The following is an 18130-nucleotide window of genomic DNA, read 5'->3' as shown; positions in this document are numbered from 1 at the left end:
GTACACGGGTACGGGGTGGCCGGTGCGGCGCACCTGGGCAGGGGTGCGCCGCACCGTACGTCGGACGGCTGCGGCCGGTCAGCGGCGGCGCCTGGTGCGCCGGACCTTCAGCTCCTCGAAGCGGGGGACGTCGCCGTCGAGGATCCGCCGCCACGCCCGGGCGAACAGCTCCGCGGCCGGCTCGGTCGGCACCAGCGCGCCCAGGACGGGACGCTTGCCCGACACCGGCCCGTACATCGGCAGCTTCCACTGCTCGACCGGCAGCACCGGGGCCGACTGCTCGGCCCACGCGCCCGGCAGGAACAGCGACCGTCCCGCCCGGGTCCGGACGGCCGACACCACCAGCTCGGTGTCCGCCAGTTCGGCGCGGGCCGCCTTGGCGCGCGCCGGCTTCCAGCCGGTCCAGCGCGCGGTGTTGCGGTCCGTCGGGTCGGGCATGGCCAGCAGCATCAGGTACAGCGCGGCCGCGTCGGCCCCCAGCCCGCGGGCCTCGGCGACCTCGGCGACCAGCGCGGGCACCGAGCGCGACGGATCCTGCGGCCACCACAGGCCCTCCGGGTCCGGCGATCCCGCCGCGGGCGCGCCCGGATCGGCCAGCAGCCGCGCGAACGCCGGGTCGTGGGCCCGGCGCAGCGCCGCCTCCGCCTGCGTCGGCTGCTGGTCCTGACCGCGCAGCGCCGCCAGATACGGATCGGATCCGGTCGAGTCGAGCAGCGCCGGCCGCAACGCGGGCTCGGGCTGGCCGTCGTGCGTGGCCATGAGCACCGCGCCGTACCGCTCGTGGTCCGGCGCCGTCTCGGTCGGGGAGCCGGCCACCTTCCGGAAGTCCGCGAGGCTCGTGTAGCCGCCGCCGGACAGCAGCAGTCCGGGTGCCGCCAGGCGCTGCCGGACGGCCGTGAGCGCCGCGGGCAGGGCCGCGCGCACGGGATCGCCGGCGGGCAGCCGGTGGGCGAGCCAGGCCGTCAGACCCATCGCCCCCGCCAGCACCGACGTGGTGAACGGGGCCTCCGTCGCCACCACCGGCGCCGGCCGGTCGCCACTGATGTGCCACTCCACGTCGACGCTCAGCTCCGGGGCCGACGCCGGGTCCAGCAGAGCCGGCAGCGCCTGGTGGACGGCCCAGCCGCTGCGCGTGGCCCGGGCGGCCTCTCCGGCCAGCCAGTCGGGCACCCGCCGCCGGCGCCCCACGCGCGCGTTCCACACCGCCGCCGCGGACGCCACGTCCGGGCCCTCGCTCCACAGCCGCGCCGGATCGTCGGGCACCAGCGCCGCCACCACGGCCTGGCGCACCTCGACGGCGAGCGCGCGCAGCTCGTCGCGGGCGTGTCCGGCCTCGGACACCTTCAGCCCCAGCGTCTTGCGCAGCTCCGCGGGCAGGAAGTTGCTCTGCCAGCTGTCCACCTCGGGCATGCCCGCGAGGACGAGCCGGGACAGCGCCCCGGACGCACCGGTGAGCCGCCCGAACTCCTCGGCGGCCTCCGCCACGAACGGAGCCGCGCCCCGCGCGGTCGCCTCCCGCAGGAACCCGGTCAGCCAGTCGGCGCCGCGCCCGCGGTCACCCACCGGCGACGCGCCGCGGACCGTGTAGGGACCGGGCACCTCGAACCGGCCCCGCGGGTCGTACAGCAGCGCGCCGAACTCGCGGCCGTCGTCGACGTTCGTGCTGTCCTCGGCGAACCCCAGCACCGCTCCACCGCCCAGCGGCAGCACGCAGCGGTGCCAGGAGCTGCGCTCCGTGCCGTCGGCCGTGTGCAGGTGCGGCGTGCCGAGGTGGACCCGGACCCGGCGCCAGTGGCCGGCCGAACCCGCCGCCGACCCCAGACCCAGCGCGTCGACCTTGCCGAGCAGGCCCAGCAGCGCGGCCCGTTGCCCGTCGCCGCTGCCGGGAGCGACGGCCCGGTAGGCGATCGCGCCCGGCTCGTCCAGCAGGGAGGTGAAGGGCATCGCGGAGTACGGCAGCGACGGCAGGTCGTAGTGCAGCCGTCCCGGCCGCGCCGTGGCCGACGCGTCGGCCACGGCCGACGCCAGCCCCTCCAGGAAACGGTGGGTCACATCCGAGTCGGCGCCCCAGCGGTGGTACCCGGAGCCCACGAGGCCGTTCAGCGCCTCGCCGACGGTGCGGTCCGACGGCCCCTCGGCACGCACCTCCGCGGTCGGCGCCGCCGGGTCGAGGCGCGCCGCCACGGAATCCAGCGACTTCTGCTGCCGCACGGCGAAGCGCAGCACCTTCACCACCCCCGCGATCAGCTCGGGCGCGGAGATCCCCGGGAGCGCCGTGCTCACCAGCTCCGGAACGTCGGCCGCCCGCTCCGCGGCGGCCGCCGCCTTCAGCAGGGTGCCCGCGAGCTCCGCGTCGGCGGCGCGCAGCACGGCCGACCCCTGCGGATCCCGGGCACGCAGCGCGTGCAGGTGGGACAGCGGAGGCAGAGCCGGACCGGCCGTGCCGTACAGCTCGTTCCGGTCGCCGTCCGTCGTCGCCGTGACCACGCCGTCCGGATCGCTCAGCGACAGCGACCGCCACTGGTGGGTCACGGCACGCGGCCGGTCGTCGCCCGGGAAGGTCAGCGCCGTGATCGGCATGTCCGCGCCCTCGGGCAGGGTGACGACGCGACCGGTCGTGTCCTCGGCGTGCCAGCCGTCGCCGGGCAGCCGTACCACCCGCCAGCCCAGCAGACCGGACGCGCTCGTGCCGAGCGCCGAGCCGTCCACCGGCGGCGCGGGCCGCACCCACGACGAACGCGCGGCGAGCTTCGCCCCGGTGCCGTGGGGGCGCAGCGCGTCGGCGAGGAAGGCGGGCTGGGAGCGCCGGCAGTACGCACCCTCGGCCGGGTCGTACTCGGCCCAGCCACCGTCGCCGTGGTTCTCGCCCGCCTCCCACACCCAGTACGAGGTGCCGTCCGACAGCACCGCCCGCTCGGCGGGCAGCTTCGTGTCGCCGCGGTGCAGGACGCCGCCGCCGGTGGTGCGGCCGCCGGTGGGCAGCGGCAGGCTGAGGTGCTCCGACCGCAAGGACCAGTGGTTCCCGCCGCCGGACAGGGGGAACACCGTGTCCGGCGCGGTGTGCCAGTAGCCCTGCGCCTCCTGGCCGTAGGTGCTCCAGAACACCAGCAGCGCGCCGTCCACGTAGTGGAAGCCGTACCGGTAGGAGTGGCCCGTGGGCACGCGCAGGTCGTGCGTGAGCACGGTGGAGTCGGCGTCGATGACCCGTACCCGCGCGGTACTGGCCACGATCAGGTACGGCCAGGCCTCGACCACGGTCAGGCCGTCGAGGTTGTTGCGCCCCGGAGCCAGCTCCGCGAGCGCCTCCTCCCACGCCGGCCAGCCGAGCTCCTCGAACAGACCGCCGCGCAGGGTGCGCGCCAGCGTCTCGCCGAGGTCGGCACCCGCCGCGGCCGCCACCTCCTGCGGCGCGAGCGCGAGCGCTTCGGCGGGCAGCCACGTCAGCCGGGCGATCGCGTTCGGCAGCGCGGGCAGACCGGCCGCGACCGACGCGCGGGCGACGCCCCGCATCCACTCGGTGAGCATCGGGCGGCCCCCGGCCGTGCCGGCCAGCTTCCGCATCACATCGGCGCCGGAGGAGCCGTTGTGGTAGCTGTCGGCACCGCGCCGGAAGGCCGGACGGAAGCGTTCGTCGGCGGCGAGCGCGGCCAGGTCCCGGCGCTGCTCCCCGTTCGCCCAGTCCGACAGGTTCAGGGCCAGGTGCCGCCGGCCGCGCGGGTCCTCGTCCGGGTCGGCGACCGGGACGTCCAGGGAGAGCAGCAGATCCAGCAGGTTCGCGTCCTCGACGCCGATCCGCAGGCCCTGGCCGTCCGGCCCGGCCGCCAGGTCGGCACGCAGCCGACCTGCCGCCCGGTTCACCAGCTCCAGCAGGGCCGGCGGGGTGGGGCGGCTGCCCCAACCCCGGTGCCGGGCCGCGTGGTAGCGCTCCAGCCAGCCCGCGGCGCCGTCGGCGCACCGCGCCTCGTCCGGCACGTCCGCCTCGGTCAGGCCGGCGTCCGCGCCGGACTCCGCGAGAATCCCCAGCCACTGGACGCTCTGCTCCCCGTCGTCCCCGGGCGGCATGATCGACAACAGCGTGCCCCGCACGGCGGGGACCCGGCGCGCGAGGTCGACCAGCGCCGTGCGGTGCGCCTTCCACCAGCCCGCGGCCGCCCGCAGTGTGGCGGGCAGCGGCAGCAGCTCGGCGACGTACTCCTGCTCCGCCTCGTTGCCGGGCAGACCCGCGGCCCGGGCCAGCCGCCGCAGCTCGACGGCGACCTGGGCGGACGGGGCGAGACCGCCGGCGGTCCGGCGCACGCACAGCCGCCGGAACCGCTCGTACGCCTCCGCGGGGGCGAGCCGGGTGGCGAGCTCCTTGCCGTAGCCGGTCAGTACCTTCACCGGCAGCGCGCCGGCCAGCGCGAACTCCAGGAAGACCGCGTCGAGCCGGTCCTCGTCGACCGGCAGGCCGTGCTGCGCCTCGGCGGTGCGGGCCCGGCCGAACAACTGGCCCGCGTACGTGGCGTTCTCGACGGCGAGGAAGACCCGCGCGGCCTGCTCGTAGAAGACGGGGAGGAAGTGCGGTACGGCCGAGGCGAGCCGCCCGGCCAGTTCGTGGCAGGCGTCCAGGGCGGCCTTGGGCTTGGTCTTCGCCTGCCGCGCCAGCCGGTCGAGCTCCGGCACGACGGCCAGCGCGTGGTGCCCGTCCTCGGGGTGGTGCACCAGCACCCACTCCGGGAAGCCGAGTTCCTGCCGCTGGCCGAGCCCGACGACGGTCGCCTCGCCCTCGCGTTCCAGTCCCAGGAACCCCGCGGCGAGGTCCTCGGCGGGGCCGAGTTCGGCCGCGGCCAGCCGGACGACGACCCGCTCCTCCCCGAGCACCGGGTGCCGGTAGGTGCGCGCGGTCAGTGCCACCGCGGCGGCGCCCGCGCCCTCGGCATCGGCCGGGAGCACCGCCCCGGCCTTGAGCAGCTCTCTGTTGTCGGAAGCGGTCGTGCCGGTCACGCGTCCCCACCCTCTTCGATCGTGCGGCCGGCGTACAGCGCCGCGGCCATGCGCATCCCCTCGGACCAGGCCACCGGCCCGACCTCGCTCAGCCGCACCGCGCGGCCGTCCTCGTCGTGCCAGCCGAGCGCGCCGGTCTCCGACTCCCCGTCCCAGTACGGCTCGCCGATCCACACCGACGCCTCCGTGCTCCGGCCCCCGTCGCGGACCTTGCACGTGGCGTAGCCGCCGGACACCCGGTAGCCGAGCCCCGTGGCACGCGCCGCGAGACCGAAGCGGGAGGCGAACTTCCCGCCCGCGTAGTCCCGGACCTCCGTCGCCGTCCCGGGCCGGCCTGTGGCCGCGGGCCCGGCCCAGGTGGCCCGGTGGATCTGCTCCACCCGCTGGGTGATGCCGAGCTCGGCCGCGAAGTCCCGCACGTCGTCCAGGTCGGGAAGGAGGACGGGGTGCGGCAGGGTCACCGTGCGCGGGGACAGCCGTACGGTCTCGCCGTCGAGGTTGACCACCTTCAGCTCGCCCGCCGCCGTGGCGTCCCGCAGGAAGCCGACCTCGTCCGGATCGTCGCCCACCACGGCCATGTCGCGCAGGGCGGACCGCCACGCCTCGTCCGGCCACACCCGGGCGATCAGCTCGGTCGGCACCGGGAGCGAGGACACCATCCAGGTGTCCACCTGGGCCACGCACGAGGCCGTGTGCCGGTCGAGCCACTCGGCGAGCCGCCGCAGCCTGTCGACCTCGGGATGGTCGCGCAACGCCTTCGGCAGCGTCTTCAACTGCCGTCCCCCGGAGCGTCGTGCGACCACACGCCCGTCCTCGAGGGTGATCTCGTACCCCTCATCCGCTGTCAGCCACCCCATGAGCCGTGCCCCTCCGCCTGTCCCGTCGGAATCCGCGCAGCGCGAACCAAGGGCTCGATGCCCCTGAGCTGCGGTATGCGAGGAGACTAACCAGAGCCACTGACAACGCGTGATCGGGCCGGGGGAGGCGCCGGACGGAGGGTCAGGCCGCGGGGACCGCCCGCTGGATGGCGGTGATGACGCGGTCGAGCGCGTCCTTGCTGTGCGGGTCCGTCAGGTTGGCCCAGAGCTTGAACATGAAGCGTTGCAGGACGGGCCGCTGGAGGCTCCTCGTGGCGACCAGCCTCATGACGCGGGGGTGGTTGAGGGCGTGGACGACCAGGCGGCCCACGGTGAAGTAGCGCCCGTACGCCGCGCGGACGGCCTCCGGGTAGGCGAGCAGGGCCTCCTCGCGCGCCAGCGCGGTGGGCTGCGCGAGGGCCCGCGTGACGGTGTCGGCGGTCAGGCGGCCGGACTCCATCGCGTAGTCGATGCCCTCGCCGCTCAGCGGGTTGATCATGCCGCCGGCGTCTCCGGTGAGGAGCAGCCCGCGGGTGTACTGGGGGCGCCGGTTGAGACCGGCGGGCAAGGGCGCTCCGCGCAGCGGGGTGGTGGCGTGGGCGTCGTCGAACCGCCAGTCGGCGGGGAGACGCGCGGTCCACTCCCGGAACAGCTGCCGATGGTCCAGGTCGGGCTTGCGCCCGATGTGGAAACTGCCCAGACCGACGTTGAACGTGCCGTTGCCGACGGGGAAGACCCACCCGTAGCCGAAGGGCATGTAGGTCCTGCCCCGACTGTCGCGGGTCTCCAGGTCGAGCCAGGCCTCCAGGTGGTCCTGGTCGGGGCGCGGGGTCGTGTAGTAGCGGCGCACCGCCACCCCCATCGGCCGGTCCGTACGCTGATGGAGGCCGAGTGCGACGGCCAGCCGGCTGGACGCCCCGTCGGCGGCGACCACCAGCGGCGCCCGGTAGGTGTGAGGGGCGCCGTCCCGCCAGGCGACCACGCCGCCGACGCGGCCGGTGCCGGGGTCGAGAACCGGCTCGGTGACCTTGGTCCCCTCCAGGAGGCGCGCCCCGGACTCGACGGCCCTGCGGGCGAGCAGGTGGTCGAGGTCCATGCGGCTGCGCACGAGCCCGAAGTCGGGGAACGACGCCACGCTGGGCCAGGGCATCTCCACCGTGGTCCCGGAGCCGTAGGCTCGCAGCCCCCTCGTCCTGACCCAGCCCTCCCCGCCGATGTCCACGCCCATGTCGACGAGTTCCTTCACCGCGCGCGGGGTGAGGCCGTCCCCGCAGATCTTGTCCCGGGGGAAGGTGGCCTTCTCCAGCAGCAGGACGTCGTGCCCCGCCAGCGCCAGGTGGTGGGCGGCGCTGCAGCCGGCGGGTCCCGCGCCGACGACGATGACGTCCGCCGAGTCGCGGTGGGGAGACGGGTCCATGGGTTTCTTCCTCTGCTGGGGCCGGCATGAGGTGCGGGGAACGGCTCCCCATGTGTACCCACGTCCGACGGCTTTGATCACCGCCGGGGGAGGGTTCTGCCCCCGACAGCGGGTGCCCGGCCGTCCGGACCTGCTCAGGGAGGCCGCGTACGGACCTTTCGTTCGGCCGGACGGGGGAGGCCGGGTGCCGGTCGCCGGCCGGGGTGCCGGCCGACGCGACCGCGGCGGCGCCGGAGGGGGCGAGTCCGCTCCCTCCGCCTCCCGGAGCGTGGCGCCGCCCCGGTGACGCCGGGGGCCCGTCGCCTCTACCCTGGGGAATGCCTTCGCGCGCCCAGCTGTCCACACGCCGGCACGACTTCTCCTTCGACGGCCGGGAAGTGACCGTCGTGTCACGGTCCTTCGGGCGCCGACGCCCCCCGGTCCGGAGCCTGTTCACCGAGGTGAGCCTCTGGGTCCAGGAGCGGGACTTCGACGGGCACCCGTACCGCCGGTTCCACCTGACCTGTCCGTCGGGGGACTTCACGTGCAGGATCAACCACGATCAGGCGATCGAGGGCCGGGTGTTCGCCCGCTCCATCGCTGAAGCCAGGTGCGAGCGGCTGCGTTGGATATTCCGCCGCACGATCGGGCTGGGGCCGCATCGGCAGGAGGATCTGGAGCGCACGATCCGCGAGTTCGGCGAGTTCGGAGGTCAGGCGAGCGGCCTGGCCCTCGACGTCGGTCACCGGCTGGGCGCACTGCGCCGCGAAGGAGTCGAGCGGACACGCTTCTGGGAGATCAGGGGACTGACCCGGGAGACGGTGCGACCCGTCGACCAGTTGACGGACACCGGGGTCGTGCTCGGCGCGCAGGTCCAGACCTATTTCAACGAGCGGTTTCGGCGGTTCGTGGACCTTCTGCGCGGCGACTACGAGCCGTTGGAGGACCCGGCGTGGCAGACAGTCGTCGACCAGTACCGGGCGGGCGGGTAGAGCCGCGCCACGCCCCGGGGGCTCCTTTCCGCTCGCCTCCCGTCCGACCCGAGAAGCGTGACCTTTCCGTGAAGACGCCGTGAACCCTGCCGTGTTGTCGTGTGCGCGTCCGAAGGACGGCCTTGTGTGCGACTGCGACGCCTGGGAATAGTTCGGCGGGTCATCCTCCGTACCCGGACACCCCACATCGTCCTGGCACGGCCCCCCACAGGAGGTCACTTTGAAGCACCGTCGCATATCCAGGCGAAGGATCGGCGTCGCGGGCGGAGCGGTCGCCGCGCTGGTCATCGCCGGAGTCTCGTTCCAGAGTGCGAACGCAAGCGACAGCACCGAGCAGTTCTCCGTGAAGGCGCTGACCGCGCCGGCCGCCGGGACGCTCGCCCGCTCCCTCAAGGCCGACCTCGGCACGGCCGAGGCGGGCTCCTACTACGACGCCGACACCAAGGCGCTGGTGGTGAACGTGGTGTCGGAGGACGCCGCGCAGACCGTGCGCGAGGCCGGCGGCAAGGCCCGCGTCGTCGAGCACACCCTCGCCGAGCTGACCGGCGCCCGGAAGACCCTGACCGACAAGGCCTCCATCCCGGGCACCTCCTGGGCCACGGACCCGGTCAGCAACAAGGTGATCGTCACGGCCGACCGCACGGTGTCCGGCGCGAAGCTCGCCGAGCTGCGGAAGGTCGTCGAGGGACTCGGCGCCAAGGCGGAGCTCAAGCGCAGCGCGGGGCAGTTCAAGCCCTTCGTCGCGGGCGGCGACGCGATCCACTCCGGCGGCGGGCGCTGCTCGCTCGGCTTCAACGTGGTGAAGGACGGCGCGCCGCACTTCATCACCGCCGGCCACTGCGGCCAGGCCGGCAGCGAGTGGTCCGACTCGGCGGGCGGCGCGGCCATCGGCTCGATGGTCGACTCCCAGTTCCCGGGCAACGACTTCGCCCTGGTGAAGTACGACGGGGACACCCCGCACCCGAGCGAGGTGAACCTCTACGACGGCACCGCCCAGCCCATCACCAAGGCGGGCGAGGCCACGGTCGGCATGCAGGTCAAGCGCAGCGGCTCGACCACCCAGGTCCACGACGGCGAGGTCACCGCGCTCGACGCGACCGTGAACTACGGCAACGGCGACGTCGTCGAAGGGCTCATCCAGACCACGGTCTGCGCCGAGCCGGGCGACAGCGGCGGCTCGCTCTTCGCGGGAGACGCGGCGATCGGCCTCACGTCCGGCGGCAGCGGCGACTGCTCCTCGGGTGGCGAGACGTTCTTCCAGCCCGTGACCGAGGCGCTCTCGGTGTTCGGCGCCCAGATCGGCTGACCGCGGCAGCACAGAGTACGGAAACGGCGGGACCGTCCCTGACAGGGCCGGTCCCGCTGTCGTGCGCCGGTGCGCGACTCGGGCAGGGCCGCCAGGCACGTGCGCCCGCGCGCTTTCGCACGCCCCCACGCGAGGGATGACGGGAAGTCGGGGCGCCCGTGACCATGAACTGCTGCCACCGACCGGCAGTGGCGACGACGGGGAGACTCGGCAGCCGTGGGGAGGGACGTGACCGTCGACGACACGCGGCCGGCCGCCGAGGGCGCAGCCTCGTCCGGCCCGACGCCCGCCCACCACGCCGGCCTCCACGTTCGCCTCGGTCATCCGGACCGACGCGGTCGACACGGGGGGAACGAATGGGACGACGCTGGCTGGTGACGGGATGCTCCTCCGGACTCGGGTACGCCCTGGCCGACGCAGCGGCCAGGGCCGGCGACGACCTGGTCGTCACGGCCCGCAAGACCGCCGACCTGGAGGACCTGGCCGCCGGCCGGCCCGGCCGCGTCATCCCCGTCCCCCTCGAACTGCGGGACGCCGCCTCCTGCGAGGAAGCCGTCCGCGTAGCGGCCGACCGGCTCGGCGGCATCGACATCCTCGTCAACAACGCCGGCATCGGACTGTTCGGAGCGGTCGAGGAGGTCTCGGACACCGAACTCCGCGACCAGCTGGAGATCCTTCTCGTCGGCCCCTGGAGACTCAGCAGACTCGTTCTGCCGCTGATGCGCGCCCAGGGACACGGCCACATCCTCAACGTCTCCTCCGTGGCCGGCCGCATCGCCTTCCCCGGCCTGGCCGCCTACGTCGCCGGCAAGCACGCCCTCGAAGGCATGAGCCAGGCCCTGGCCGCCGAGGCGGCCCCGCACGGCATCCGCGTCACCGTCCTCGAACCCGGCATGTTCGCCACGCGCTACGGCACCTCCATGGCGGAGGCGAGCCACCGGGTCCCGGCGTACGACGTCACCAACCGCGAGATACTCGAAGGCGCCCGCGGCCTCGCGGACGATCCCGGGACCGGCCGCCCCGAGGACTTCGCGGCGCGGGTCCTCCGGATCGTCGCCACCGACGGCCCCACGCCCCTCCGCGTCCCGGTCGGTGACGACGCGTACGGCTATCTGGACCTGGCCGCGGAGGCGTCCCGGGAGGAGTTCGCCGCGGCCCGCGCTCTCACCGGCGGCCCGCTCCCGGCCTGACCTCGCCGCGGCCCGGACCCCGCTGCGTGCGACCGGTCCCACGGCGGTTCAGCCGAAGTCGGGAATGGGGTGCTCCGGGGAGAGCGCCGCGGCGATCCGCTGGGTGATCGTCTGGGCGGTGTGGCCGCCGGGCGCGTTCGGTCCGTTCGTGGTCGAGACGGCGATGGCCAGCCGCTCGGACGGAAGATACGCCTGGGCGGCGGCGTACCCGAAGAAGAGCGGATGCTGCGCGATCCAGTCGCCGAGGACGAGCAGACCCATGCCGTAGTGGGTCGCTTCGGTGTTCGCCAGGCACACGGTCGCCGGGCACTTGCTCGTCGGCCGGCCCAGCCCCACCGTTCCCGGGTTCAGCAACTCCCGGTAGGCGGACGGTGAGAGCAGCTCTCCGGAGCCGATGGCGGCGGCCGAACGGGCGAGGTCGCAGATGTCGGTCGTCTGCACCGCGCCCGGAGCCGTGGTCCACGAGGGATTCCAGAAGGTGGACTCCTCGTACGTCCCGCGGTCGGAGGCGAAGGCGTGCAGCACGGGGGCCGGGATGTCCGGCGTGAAGCTGTTCCGGGTCTCGCGCAGCCCGAGCGGACCGAGGACCTTGCGCTGGAGCAGCACGTCCAGACGGGTTCCGGTGATCTTCTCCAGCGCCGCGCCGAGGATGACGAAGTTGGCGTGCGAGTAGCTCCAGTTGGTACCCGGCTCGTACCAGCGGGGCTTGCTGGTCGAGATGCCCACCAGCTCCTTCGGCGTCCACTGGCGGAACGGGTCGGCCACGACGGCCTTCCCGAACTCGGGATCCGGGACGTAGTCGACGAGTCCGGTGGTGGAGGCGCCGAGCATGCGGAGGGTGATCTGCTCGGCCTGGGGAAGATCGGGCAGCCAGCGCGCCACGGGATCGTCGAGGTCGACCCGGCCCTCGTCGACCAGCCGCAGCAGCGCGGTCCCCATGTAGCTGATCGCGATGTTGCCGTTCCGGAAGTGCATCGCGGGGTCGGCGGGGACGCCCGTCATCGACTCTCCGAGCGCGGTGGTGACCATCTCGCGCCCGCCGACGGTGACCCGCACGATGACGGACTCGAGGTCCATCTCCGTCCTGGCCTGCTGGGCGATGCGCAGCACCTCACGGGCGGGGCCGTTCGCGGGGATCCGGGAGCCGGCGCAGTGCCGACCATGGCCCCCCTCGCTCGCCGCGGTTCCGGCGGTCGCGACCGGCACGACGAGAGCGAGGACGGCGCCGATCGCGGCGAGGCGCGGAAACGAAGACAGACGGACGGGTCTCATGGCCGGAGTATCGAGCGCTGCCCTGCGTCCGCCTCCCCCGCACCCGTCGACCCGCGCGAAGATCACCCATCGGGCCTCGCGCGCCCGCCTGCGGCCCGTGCCCGTACGGATCGGACACGGCAGCTCACACCCGGGGGCGCGCCGCCGTCCCGGCGCCGCGGTGTGCGGGGCGGCCGCGGAGGTTCCGGTCCGTGCCGCGAGCCGTCCGGCGGGTCAGCGGACCCGGAGCGTCGCCATCATGCCCATGGCCGAGTGGTCGAGCATGTGGCAGTGGTACAGGTAGTCGCCGCGGTGGCCGTCGAACGTGACGTGGAGCCGCACCGTCTCGCCGGCCGACACCCGCACCGTGTCCTTGAGACCCGCCTCACCGGGTGCCGCGGGCCGTCCGCCGCGTTCGAGGACCCGGAACTGCACCAGGTGCATGTGGAAGTTGTGCGGGGCGCGGGTGTTGGAGTTGGTGACGTTCCAGATCTCGGAGGACCCGAAGGCCACGGTGGTGTCGATGCGCGCGGGGTCGTACATCTGTCCGTCGACGAAGGCGCGGGGATCGGGGCGACCGTCCTCGTCCATGCTGAGGACGATGTCGCGGGTGACGGTCGCGGTGGGCAGGTCCGCGGCGGCCGGCAGAGTCCGCAGGACGGCGGGGACGTCGCTGGGGTCCTCGGCTGTCCGGACGACGTCGAACCGGAGGACCTGGCCGACCTGGTCCGCCGGACCCGGACCGGAGTTGGCGAGCACCAGGCGGGTGCCGACGGGGTACCGGGAGAAGTCGACGACCACGTCCGCGCGCTCGCCCGGCGTCAGGGTGAGGACCGGCAGGGTGACGGGGCGCTCCAGGAGGCCGCCGTCCGAGGCTATCTGGGTCAGCGGAGAGCCGTCGGCGAGCCTGAGGGAGAAGAAGCGCAGGTTGGAGCCGTTGAGAAGCCGGAACCGGTACCTGCGGGCCGCCACCTCGAAGTAGGGGGTGACCCGGCCGTTGGCGAGGAGGGTGGTGCGGTTCCGGTCGCCCATGGCGTACACGAGTTGGCCGTGCTCGTCGAAGCGGGCGTCGCGGATGGTGACGGGGACGTCGTACTCGCCCGTGGGCAGGGGGAGGCTCTGCTCGATGTCGTCGGTGAGCAGGTAGCTGCCGGAGAGTCCCCGGTAGACGTGCTCGGACTCCATGTGGTGCGTGTGGTCGTGGAACCAGAGCGAGGCGTGGGGCTGACCGTTGGGGTACACGTACGTCCGGGAGGTGCCGGGTTCGAAGACGTCCATGGGATTGCCGTCATGCTCGGGCGGGACGCTCGCGCCGTGCAGATGGACGGTGACCGGCATGTCGAGGCGGTTGTGGTGCACGACCGCGACCGGGCGTCCGGAGCGGGCGTGGATGACGGGGCCGGGGAAGTGGCCGTCGTAGGTGAGGACGTCGGTGGCGGTTCCGGGGAAGATCTCGGCGGTCGCCTTGCGGATGGTCAGCTCGTAGAGGTCCTGCCCGCCCGCGGTCGAGGTCGGGCTCAGGACGGCCGGTACCGGCATGGGCGTGCTGAAGGGTGCCGGCGCTCCGCGACGGGCCTCGCCGGCGCCGCGCGACGGGCGCGCACCCGCCGCGTGCGCGCTCCCCGCCGGCACGGCGAGCGGGGTGAGGAGCGGAAGTCCGGCTGCGGCGAGAGCCCCACCCAGCACGCTGCGACGGGTGACCATCGGCTTCCTCCCGGTGTGTCGATGTATCGATGTGCCGGCGGTGTCCGGCCCAGGGCGGTCACGTGCGACGGCGAGACCCGCGTTGATCCAGGTCTAGCCGAGTGCGGGGGGAACGGCACACGGTCGGTCGGCGGCACGGGCCACGACCCCGGCCGCACACAGGAGAGCCCCCGCCCCCTGGGAGCGGGGGTCGGGGGCGGGAGCCCGGCCGGGCCACGGCGTGAGCCGCCGGGCCGGGAACCGAGGGCCCGGGTCCCGCCGGAGCGGCGCGACCCGGACACCCGTACGGTCGCGTCCGGCGAGCCGTGCGGGTCGGCCGTTGCGGTGAACCGGCACTCGCGGACCGCCGCGCACCCGGCCGGGTGTCCGGGTCGCGCCGCATGGGTCACGGTGCCGGGCTCCTCCCCACGGCCCTGCCGTGGGTCGTCACGACACCAGGCCGGCCCCCTCCAGCTCGGTCAGCCGCACGGTGCACAGGCCTCCGCGCTCGGCCTTCACGTCCGTCACCTTCAGCTGCGTCCCCGGCGCGAGGATGTACTCCTCCTCACCCGTGAACGCGGAGAACCGCCGGATCCCCACCGCCCGCGCCGGAGTCACCTCGAACAGCGTCCGCCGGCCGCGCCCGCCGAGGAACGCGCGGGCGACACCCAGCTCGGACGTGCACGACGACACGCCCCACCACGTCACCGTCCGCCCCAGCGGGTACTGGGACCGCAGATCCAGCGCCACACCACGCCAGAGCGGCCGCGTCTGCGCCGGCAGCGCCTCCATCGCCGAGAACAGCAACCGCAGGTACGGCAGGTACGGCACCACACGCTCGCGGTCCGACGAGCGCAGCACGGCGTTGATCTCGCGGTAGAAGCCCGACTCGCACGTGTACAGGTAGAGGGCCGAGATCGCGTCGGCCGACAGGCCGCCCATGGCCTCCCCGGACAGGGCACCCATGGGCGCCGCCTCCGCGGCCTTCGTCTCCCCGAAACGGCTCGACAGATCGATATGCCGATCCAGATGCGCGAGCACCCGCGACACCGGCTCGACGGCCTTCCGGAAGTCCATCAGCGGCGTGTCGAACACCCCGGTGACGGGCGGCAGGACGAGGCCCTCGTCCTTGACGCTGGTGAGCCGCTCCAGATACAGCTGGTGCAACTCCATCGYGGACGCGATGAACGCCCCCATCCGCTGCGCGACACCGCCGTCCTCCGGACCACCGGCCCCGCCCGTGAGGTGCTGCGCATCGCCCGACCACCGGCCCCGCCCGTGAGGTGCTGCGCATCGCCCACGTGCAACCACCCCCCATCCCGTCCGCACGCGCTGAACGGGCTCACCGACCGGCCCACCCCTCGTCGTGCCGTCCGTCACGCCCATGAGGGAGGAGCCTGCCGAAGCGAGGGCCGACCCGTTCGGCGAAAGGGAGCAGCACCGGCCACGTCAGGGGTGACACCATGCGGTGTCATGGCAGATGACAGCACCAGCGGGTTCAAGGCGGGCCAGACGGCGCTCATCGTCCGGGTCCCGGAGGCGGAGCCGTCCGTCCGCGGGTGGCGTGAGCGGCTCGACCCCTCGGCCCGGGCCGGGGTTCCGGCCCACGTCACCGTGCTCTTCCCGTTCCTCGACGAGAGCCGGATGGATGCGCTCGTCCACTCCGCCCTCGCGGACGTGCTCGGCAGCCACCAGGCCTTCGACCTGCGGTTCGAGCGCTGTGGGCGGCTTCCGGAGGTGCTGTATCTCGTCCCCGAGCCCGACACGCCGTTGCGGCGGCTCACGGAGGCGGTCGCAGAGCGTTGGCCTGAGGCACCGCCGTACGGCGGCCGATTCGCCGAGATCGTGCCGCACCTGACCATCGCTCAAGGCCAGGAGGACGCCGTCCTGGAGGAGATCCAGGCCGGCCTCGCAGGCAGCCTCCCGTTCACCTCCCGCGTCTCCTCGGTCGAACTCATCGTTCACGACGGCGTGAAGTGGCAGGAACGGGCGTCGTTCGCACTCGGGGAACGAAGCAGGTCATGAGGCTGTGCCGGTCCGCTCCCCCTCGGGGCAGCGGACCGGCACACGGCCGCGGCCTTGGCGCAACCCCTGCCGTCAGCGGCGCAGGCCCTGGAGGCCGTCGTACGCGGACATCACGACATCGAGCCCCCGGGTCTCCTCCGCGGGTTCGCGGACCTGGTTCGTCACGAAGGCCACGACCATGCGGGCGTCGGGATCGATCATGACCAGGGAGCCGCCCCAGCCGCCCCAGCCGTACGTCGTGCCGAAGAGGCCGTAGCCGAGGCCCCAGCGCATCGGGATGCCCAGGACACGGTCCTCGCCCTCGAACTGCGCTTCCCGGGCGCGCTCGGCGCCCGCCTCCGACAGCAGGCGCACGCCCTTCGCCGTGMCTCCGCACGCCATCACCGACTGGACGAGCGCGACCGAGCGGGCGTTGCCGAAGCCGCTCGCCGCGGGGATCTGCGCGCGGCGCCACGCGACGCTGTTGCCGTCGCGGACGCGGACCCCGGTCCCGGAGGCGGGCTTCGCGTCAGGCCCCGGAGCGCTCGCGGCGTAGTCCTCGTCCTTGCCGGGCGGCGGAGTCACGCGGGCGACCCGGTCGTCATGCTCGGCGGGCAGGCCGATGTGGAAGTCTGCGCCCAGCGGCCCGCTCACCTCCTCGGCGAAGAACTCCCCGACGGTACGGCCCGTGACGCGGCGCAGGACCTCCCCGACGAGGAACCCCTGGGTGAGCGAGTGGTATCCGCCGTCCGCCCCCGGTTCCCACCGGGGGGACTGCGCGGCGAGCAGCCCGGTGGCGGACGACCAGTCGCAGAAGTCGTCGAGCGTCACCGGCTCGTCCCACTCCGGCAGGCCCGCGGTGTGCGAGAGCAGGTGGCGGACCCGCACCTCCTCCTTGCCCGCCGCGGCGAACTCGGGCCAGTACCGGGCGACCGGCGCGTCCAGGTCGAGCACGCCCCGGTCGGCCAGCATCAGCGCGCACAGCGCCGTCATCGTCTTGGTGACCGACCAGACACACGTGAGCGTGTCACGCTGCCACGCCACCGTGCGCGTGGCGTCGGTGAATCCGCCCCAGACGTCCACCACGGGCTCACCGTCGACGAACACGGCGACGGAACCGCCCGCGTCACCGGCATCGAGCAGCTCGGCCAGCTTGAGAGGCACCGCGGAGAAGAGGTCGTCGTACGTGCCCTGAATGTCAGCCATGAGCCGCATTAAGCCACTCCGCCACGTCACGAGCAACCGATTACCCGGCGCGGGGGCCGTGCTCGGCACCAGCCGCCACTCCCCTGGCCAGGGGAGGGCGGCGGGCTCCGTCAGGAGCTTCCCGGCCGGGCGTCGGCCGGGTCTCCCGCGATCTGTCCGCGGTGCGGGCCGGGTGGCCCTCGTGGCCTACTTCAGGGTCACCGTGCCGGTGAGGATGCGGTGGTCGGAGCAGAGCCCGTCGGGGTTCTTGCTTCCCGGGGTGCAGTCCTTCGACGTGGTGAGGGCGTCCGCGCTGTAGCTGCCCGGGGCCGCGAGCGCGGACTCGCGGACCAGGATCAGGTCGATCTTGGGGTTGCCGCCGCACGGGGTCGGGTTGGTGGGCGACGAAGGTGTGTTGGACGTCGGTTCGCCGTACCCCGGGCAGTTGCCGGCGTCGTTGTCGTCGAGCTCGCGGTAGGCACCGACGTTGCCGCCGTTGTGCGGCGTGTTCGCCGTGGCAGAGTAGAAGCTGTTCATGGACGGGTAGTCCGGCTCGACGTTGAAGTCGCCGGTGATCAGAACCTTCTCGCCGGCCGCGTTCCACGCCTCCAGCTTCTGGTCGATCTCGCCGAGCTGCGTCCACTTGAACGAGTCGACCGTCGTCAGGTGTGTGGTGCAGAACCGCACTCCCGAACCGTCGGCCAGCGGCGCGCACAGCATGTTGCGCCGCTCCAGCGTGTTCCCGTCGTCCGCGAGAGGAATCCGGTCGGCGGTGCCGAGCGGGCGCTTGCTGAAGATCGCGTTACCGAACGCCGCGCCGCCGCACACACCGGTGCCGGCCTGCCGGCTCGGCTCGAAGCGGGCGAAGTTCGTCTCCACCTGAGGCCAGTTCGCCGCCGCGAGCTGCCTCACGAGCTCGTCGTACTGGCCCTTGCAGAGCTCGTTGAACGCGGCGAAGTCCGGGTCGCGGTAGACGATCGAAGAGGCGGCCAGGGACACCATGTTGGTGTCGCTCCTGCCGCCGTGGAAGGTGTTGCCCGCCACGTTCCACTGCCAGACGCCGTACGCCGTCGGGCTCGCGGACTCGGCCTGTGCCGTGGCCGCGGGCAGCATCACGGCGAACAGCACACCAGTCGCCGCCAGCCGCGCCGTGCGGAACCCTCGCATGAAAAACCCTCCCCGTATGGAAAGCCGGCCGTCCCCCCGACCGGCGCCGCGCCGCGCGGCAGATGATCATCCGCACTCTCTCACGAGTACCGCGACCGGCGCTCGTGGACTCGAAC

Annotated in this window: 12 protein-coding genes; 4 read left to right on the top strand and 8 right to left on the bottom strand. The window is 73.7% G+C overall.

Going from position 1 to position 18130, the window contains the following annotated elements; all coding sequences use genetic code 11:
* Positions 1 to 78: 78 nt before the first annotated feature.
* The 3 genes from EAO71_RS22765 to EAO71_RS22755 form a co-directional block, all read right to left on the bottom strand.
* Positions 79 to 4983: a DNA-binding protein gene (locus EAO71_RS22765; RefSeq protein ID WP_147979683.1), complete on the bottom strand. Its 4905-nt coding sequence runs from the start codon at positions 4981 to 4983 to the stop codon at positions 79 to 81.
* The gene (locus tag EAO71_RS22760; RefSeq protein ID WP_147979682.1) at positions 4980 to 5840 is read right to left on the bottom strand and encodes a DUF4132 domain-containing protein; all 861 of its coding nucleotides are present in this window, start codon (positions 5838 to 5840) and stop codon (positions 4980 to 4982) included. The genes EAO71_RS22765 and EAO71_RS22760 overlap by 4 nt, the downstream gene beginning before the upstream one ends.
* Positions 5841 to 5982: 142 nt before the next feature.
* Positions 5983 to 7257 carry a geranylgeranyl reductase family protein gene (locus EAO71_RS22755; protein ID WP_147979681.1) on the bottom strand — a complete coding sequence of 425 codons (1275 nt, stop codon included), beginning with the start codon at positions 7255 to 7257 and terminating at the stop codon, positions 5983 to 5985.
* A gap of 317 nt (positions 7258 to 7574) precedes the next feature.
* On the opposite strand from EAO71_RS22755, the gene EAO71_RS22750 reads away from it, so the two are divergent.
* From EAO71_RS22750 to EAO71_RS22740, 3 genes are all read left to right on the top strand, one after another.
* Positions 7575 to 8228 carry a hypothetical protein gene (locus tag EAO71_RS22750; RefSeq protein WP_147979680.1) on the top strand — a complete coding sequence of 218 codons (654 nt, stop codon included), beginning with the start codon at positions 7575 to 7577 and terminating at the stop codon, positions 8226 to 8228.
* Positions 8229 to 8448: 220 nt separating this feature from the next.
* Complete coding sequence (locus EAO71_RS22745) at positions 8449 to 9534, top strand: S1 family peptidase (protein ID WP_147979679.1); 1086 nt, start codon at positions 8449 to 8451, stop codon at positions 9532 to 9534.
* A 356-nt stretch (positions 9535 to 9890) separates the two neighbouring features.
* Positions 9891 to 10724, top strand: a complete 834-nt coding sequence (locus EAO71_RS22740; protein WP_147979678.1) for an SDR family oxidoreductase — start codon at positions 9891 to 9893, stop codon at positions 10722 to 10724.
* Positions 10725 to 10772: 48 nt separating this feature from the next.
* Here the strand turns inward: EAO71_RS22740 and EAO71_RS22735 are convergent, their stop codons facing one another.
* From EAO71_RS22735 to EAO71_RS22725, 3 genes are all read right to left on the bottom strand, one after another.
* Positions 10773 to 11996, bottom strand: coding sequence for a serine hydrolase domain-containing protein (locus EAO71_RS22735; protein WP_147979677.1), 1224 nt, complete (start codon positions 11994 to 11996; stop codon positions 10773 to 10775).
* Positions 11997 to 12209: 213 nt separating this feature from the next.
* Complete coding sequence (locus EAO71_RS22730) at positions 12210 to 13679, bottom strand: multicopper oxidase family protein (protein ID WP_147979676.1); 1470 nt, start codon at positions 13677 to 13679, stop codon at positions 12210 to 12212.
* Between the two features lie 426 nt (positions 13680 to 14105).
* Complete coding sequence (locus EAO71_RS22725) at positions 14106 to 15044, bottom strand: ADP-ribosyltransferase domain-containing protein (RefSeq protein ID WP_261992293.1); 939 nt, start codon at positions 15042 to 15044, stop codon at positions 14106 to 14108.
* 87 nt (positions 15045 to 15131) lie between these two features.
* On the opposite strand from EAO71_RS22725, the gene EAO71_RS22720 reads away from it, so the two are divergent.
* Positions 15132 to 15683 (top strand): 2'-5' RNA ligase family protein, encoded by a 552-nt coding sequence (locus tag EAO71_RS22720; protein WP_147979675.1) that lies wholly within the window; start codon positions 15132 to 15134, stop codon positions 15681 to 15683.
* A 72-nt stretch (positions 15684 to 15755) separates the two neighbouring features.
* On the opposite strand, the gene EAO71_RS22715 is transcribed toward EAO71_RS22720, so the two are convergent.
* Together EAO71_RS22715 and EAO71_RS22710 are read right to left on the bottom strand one after the other, a co-directional pair.
* Entirely contained in the window at positions 15756 to 16868 is a 1113-nt protein-coding gene (locus EAO71_RS22715; protein ID WP_147979674.1) for a serine hydrolase domain-containing protein, read from the bottom strand.
* A 186-nt stretch (positions 16869 to 17054) separates the two neighbouring features.
* The gene (locus EAO71_RS22710) at positions 17055 to 18014 is read right to left on the bottom strand and encodes an endonuclease/exonuclease/phosphatase family protein (protein WP_222723577.1); all 960 of its coding nucleotides are present in this window, start codon (positions 18012 to 18014) and stop codon (positions 17055 to 17057) included.
* Positions 18015 to 18130 lie beyond the last annotated feature (116 nt).

Source organism: Streptomyces sp. MS191 (assembly GCF_008042125.1).
Lineage (GTDB): Bacteria > Actinomycetota > Actinomycetes > Streptomycetales > Streptomycetaceae > Streptomyces.
This window is presented reverse-complemented; position numbering and strand designations above follow the sequence as displayed.

Coding starts and splice junctions, on each gene's coding strand:
- EAO71_RS22730 (WP_147979676.1), bottom strand. CDS start 13,679: ATGGTCACCCGTCGCAGCGTGCTGGGTGGGGCTCTCGCCGCAGCCGGA.
- EAO71_RS22735 (WP_147979677.1), bottom strand. CDS start 11,996: ATGAGACCCGTCCGTCTGTCTTCGTTTCCGCGCCTCGCCGCGATCGGC.
- EAO71_RS22750 (WP_147979680.1), top strand. CDS start 7,575: ATGCCTTCGCGCGCCCAGCTGTCCACACGCCGGCACGACTTCTCCTTC.
- EAO71_RS22720 (WP_147979675.1), top strand. CDS start 15,132: ATGGCAGATGACAGCACCAGCGGGTTCAAGGCGGGCCAGACGGCGCTC.
- EAO71_RS22710 (WP_222723577.1), bottom strand. CDS start 18,014: ATGCGAGGGTTCCGCACGGCGCGGCTGGCGGCGACTGGTGTGCTGTTC.
- EAO71_RS22760 (WP_147979682.1), bottom strand. CDS start 5,840: ATGGGGTGGCTGACAGCGGATGAGGGGTACGAGATCACCCTCGAGGAC.
- EAO71_RS22740 (WP_147979678.1), top strand. CDS start 9,891: ATGGGACGACGCTGGCTGGTGACGGGATGCTCCTCCGGACTCGGGTAC.
- EAO71_RS22755 (WP_147979681.1), bottom strand. CDS start 7,257: ATGGACCCGTCTCCCCACCGCGACTCGGCGGACGTCATCGTCGTCGGC.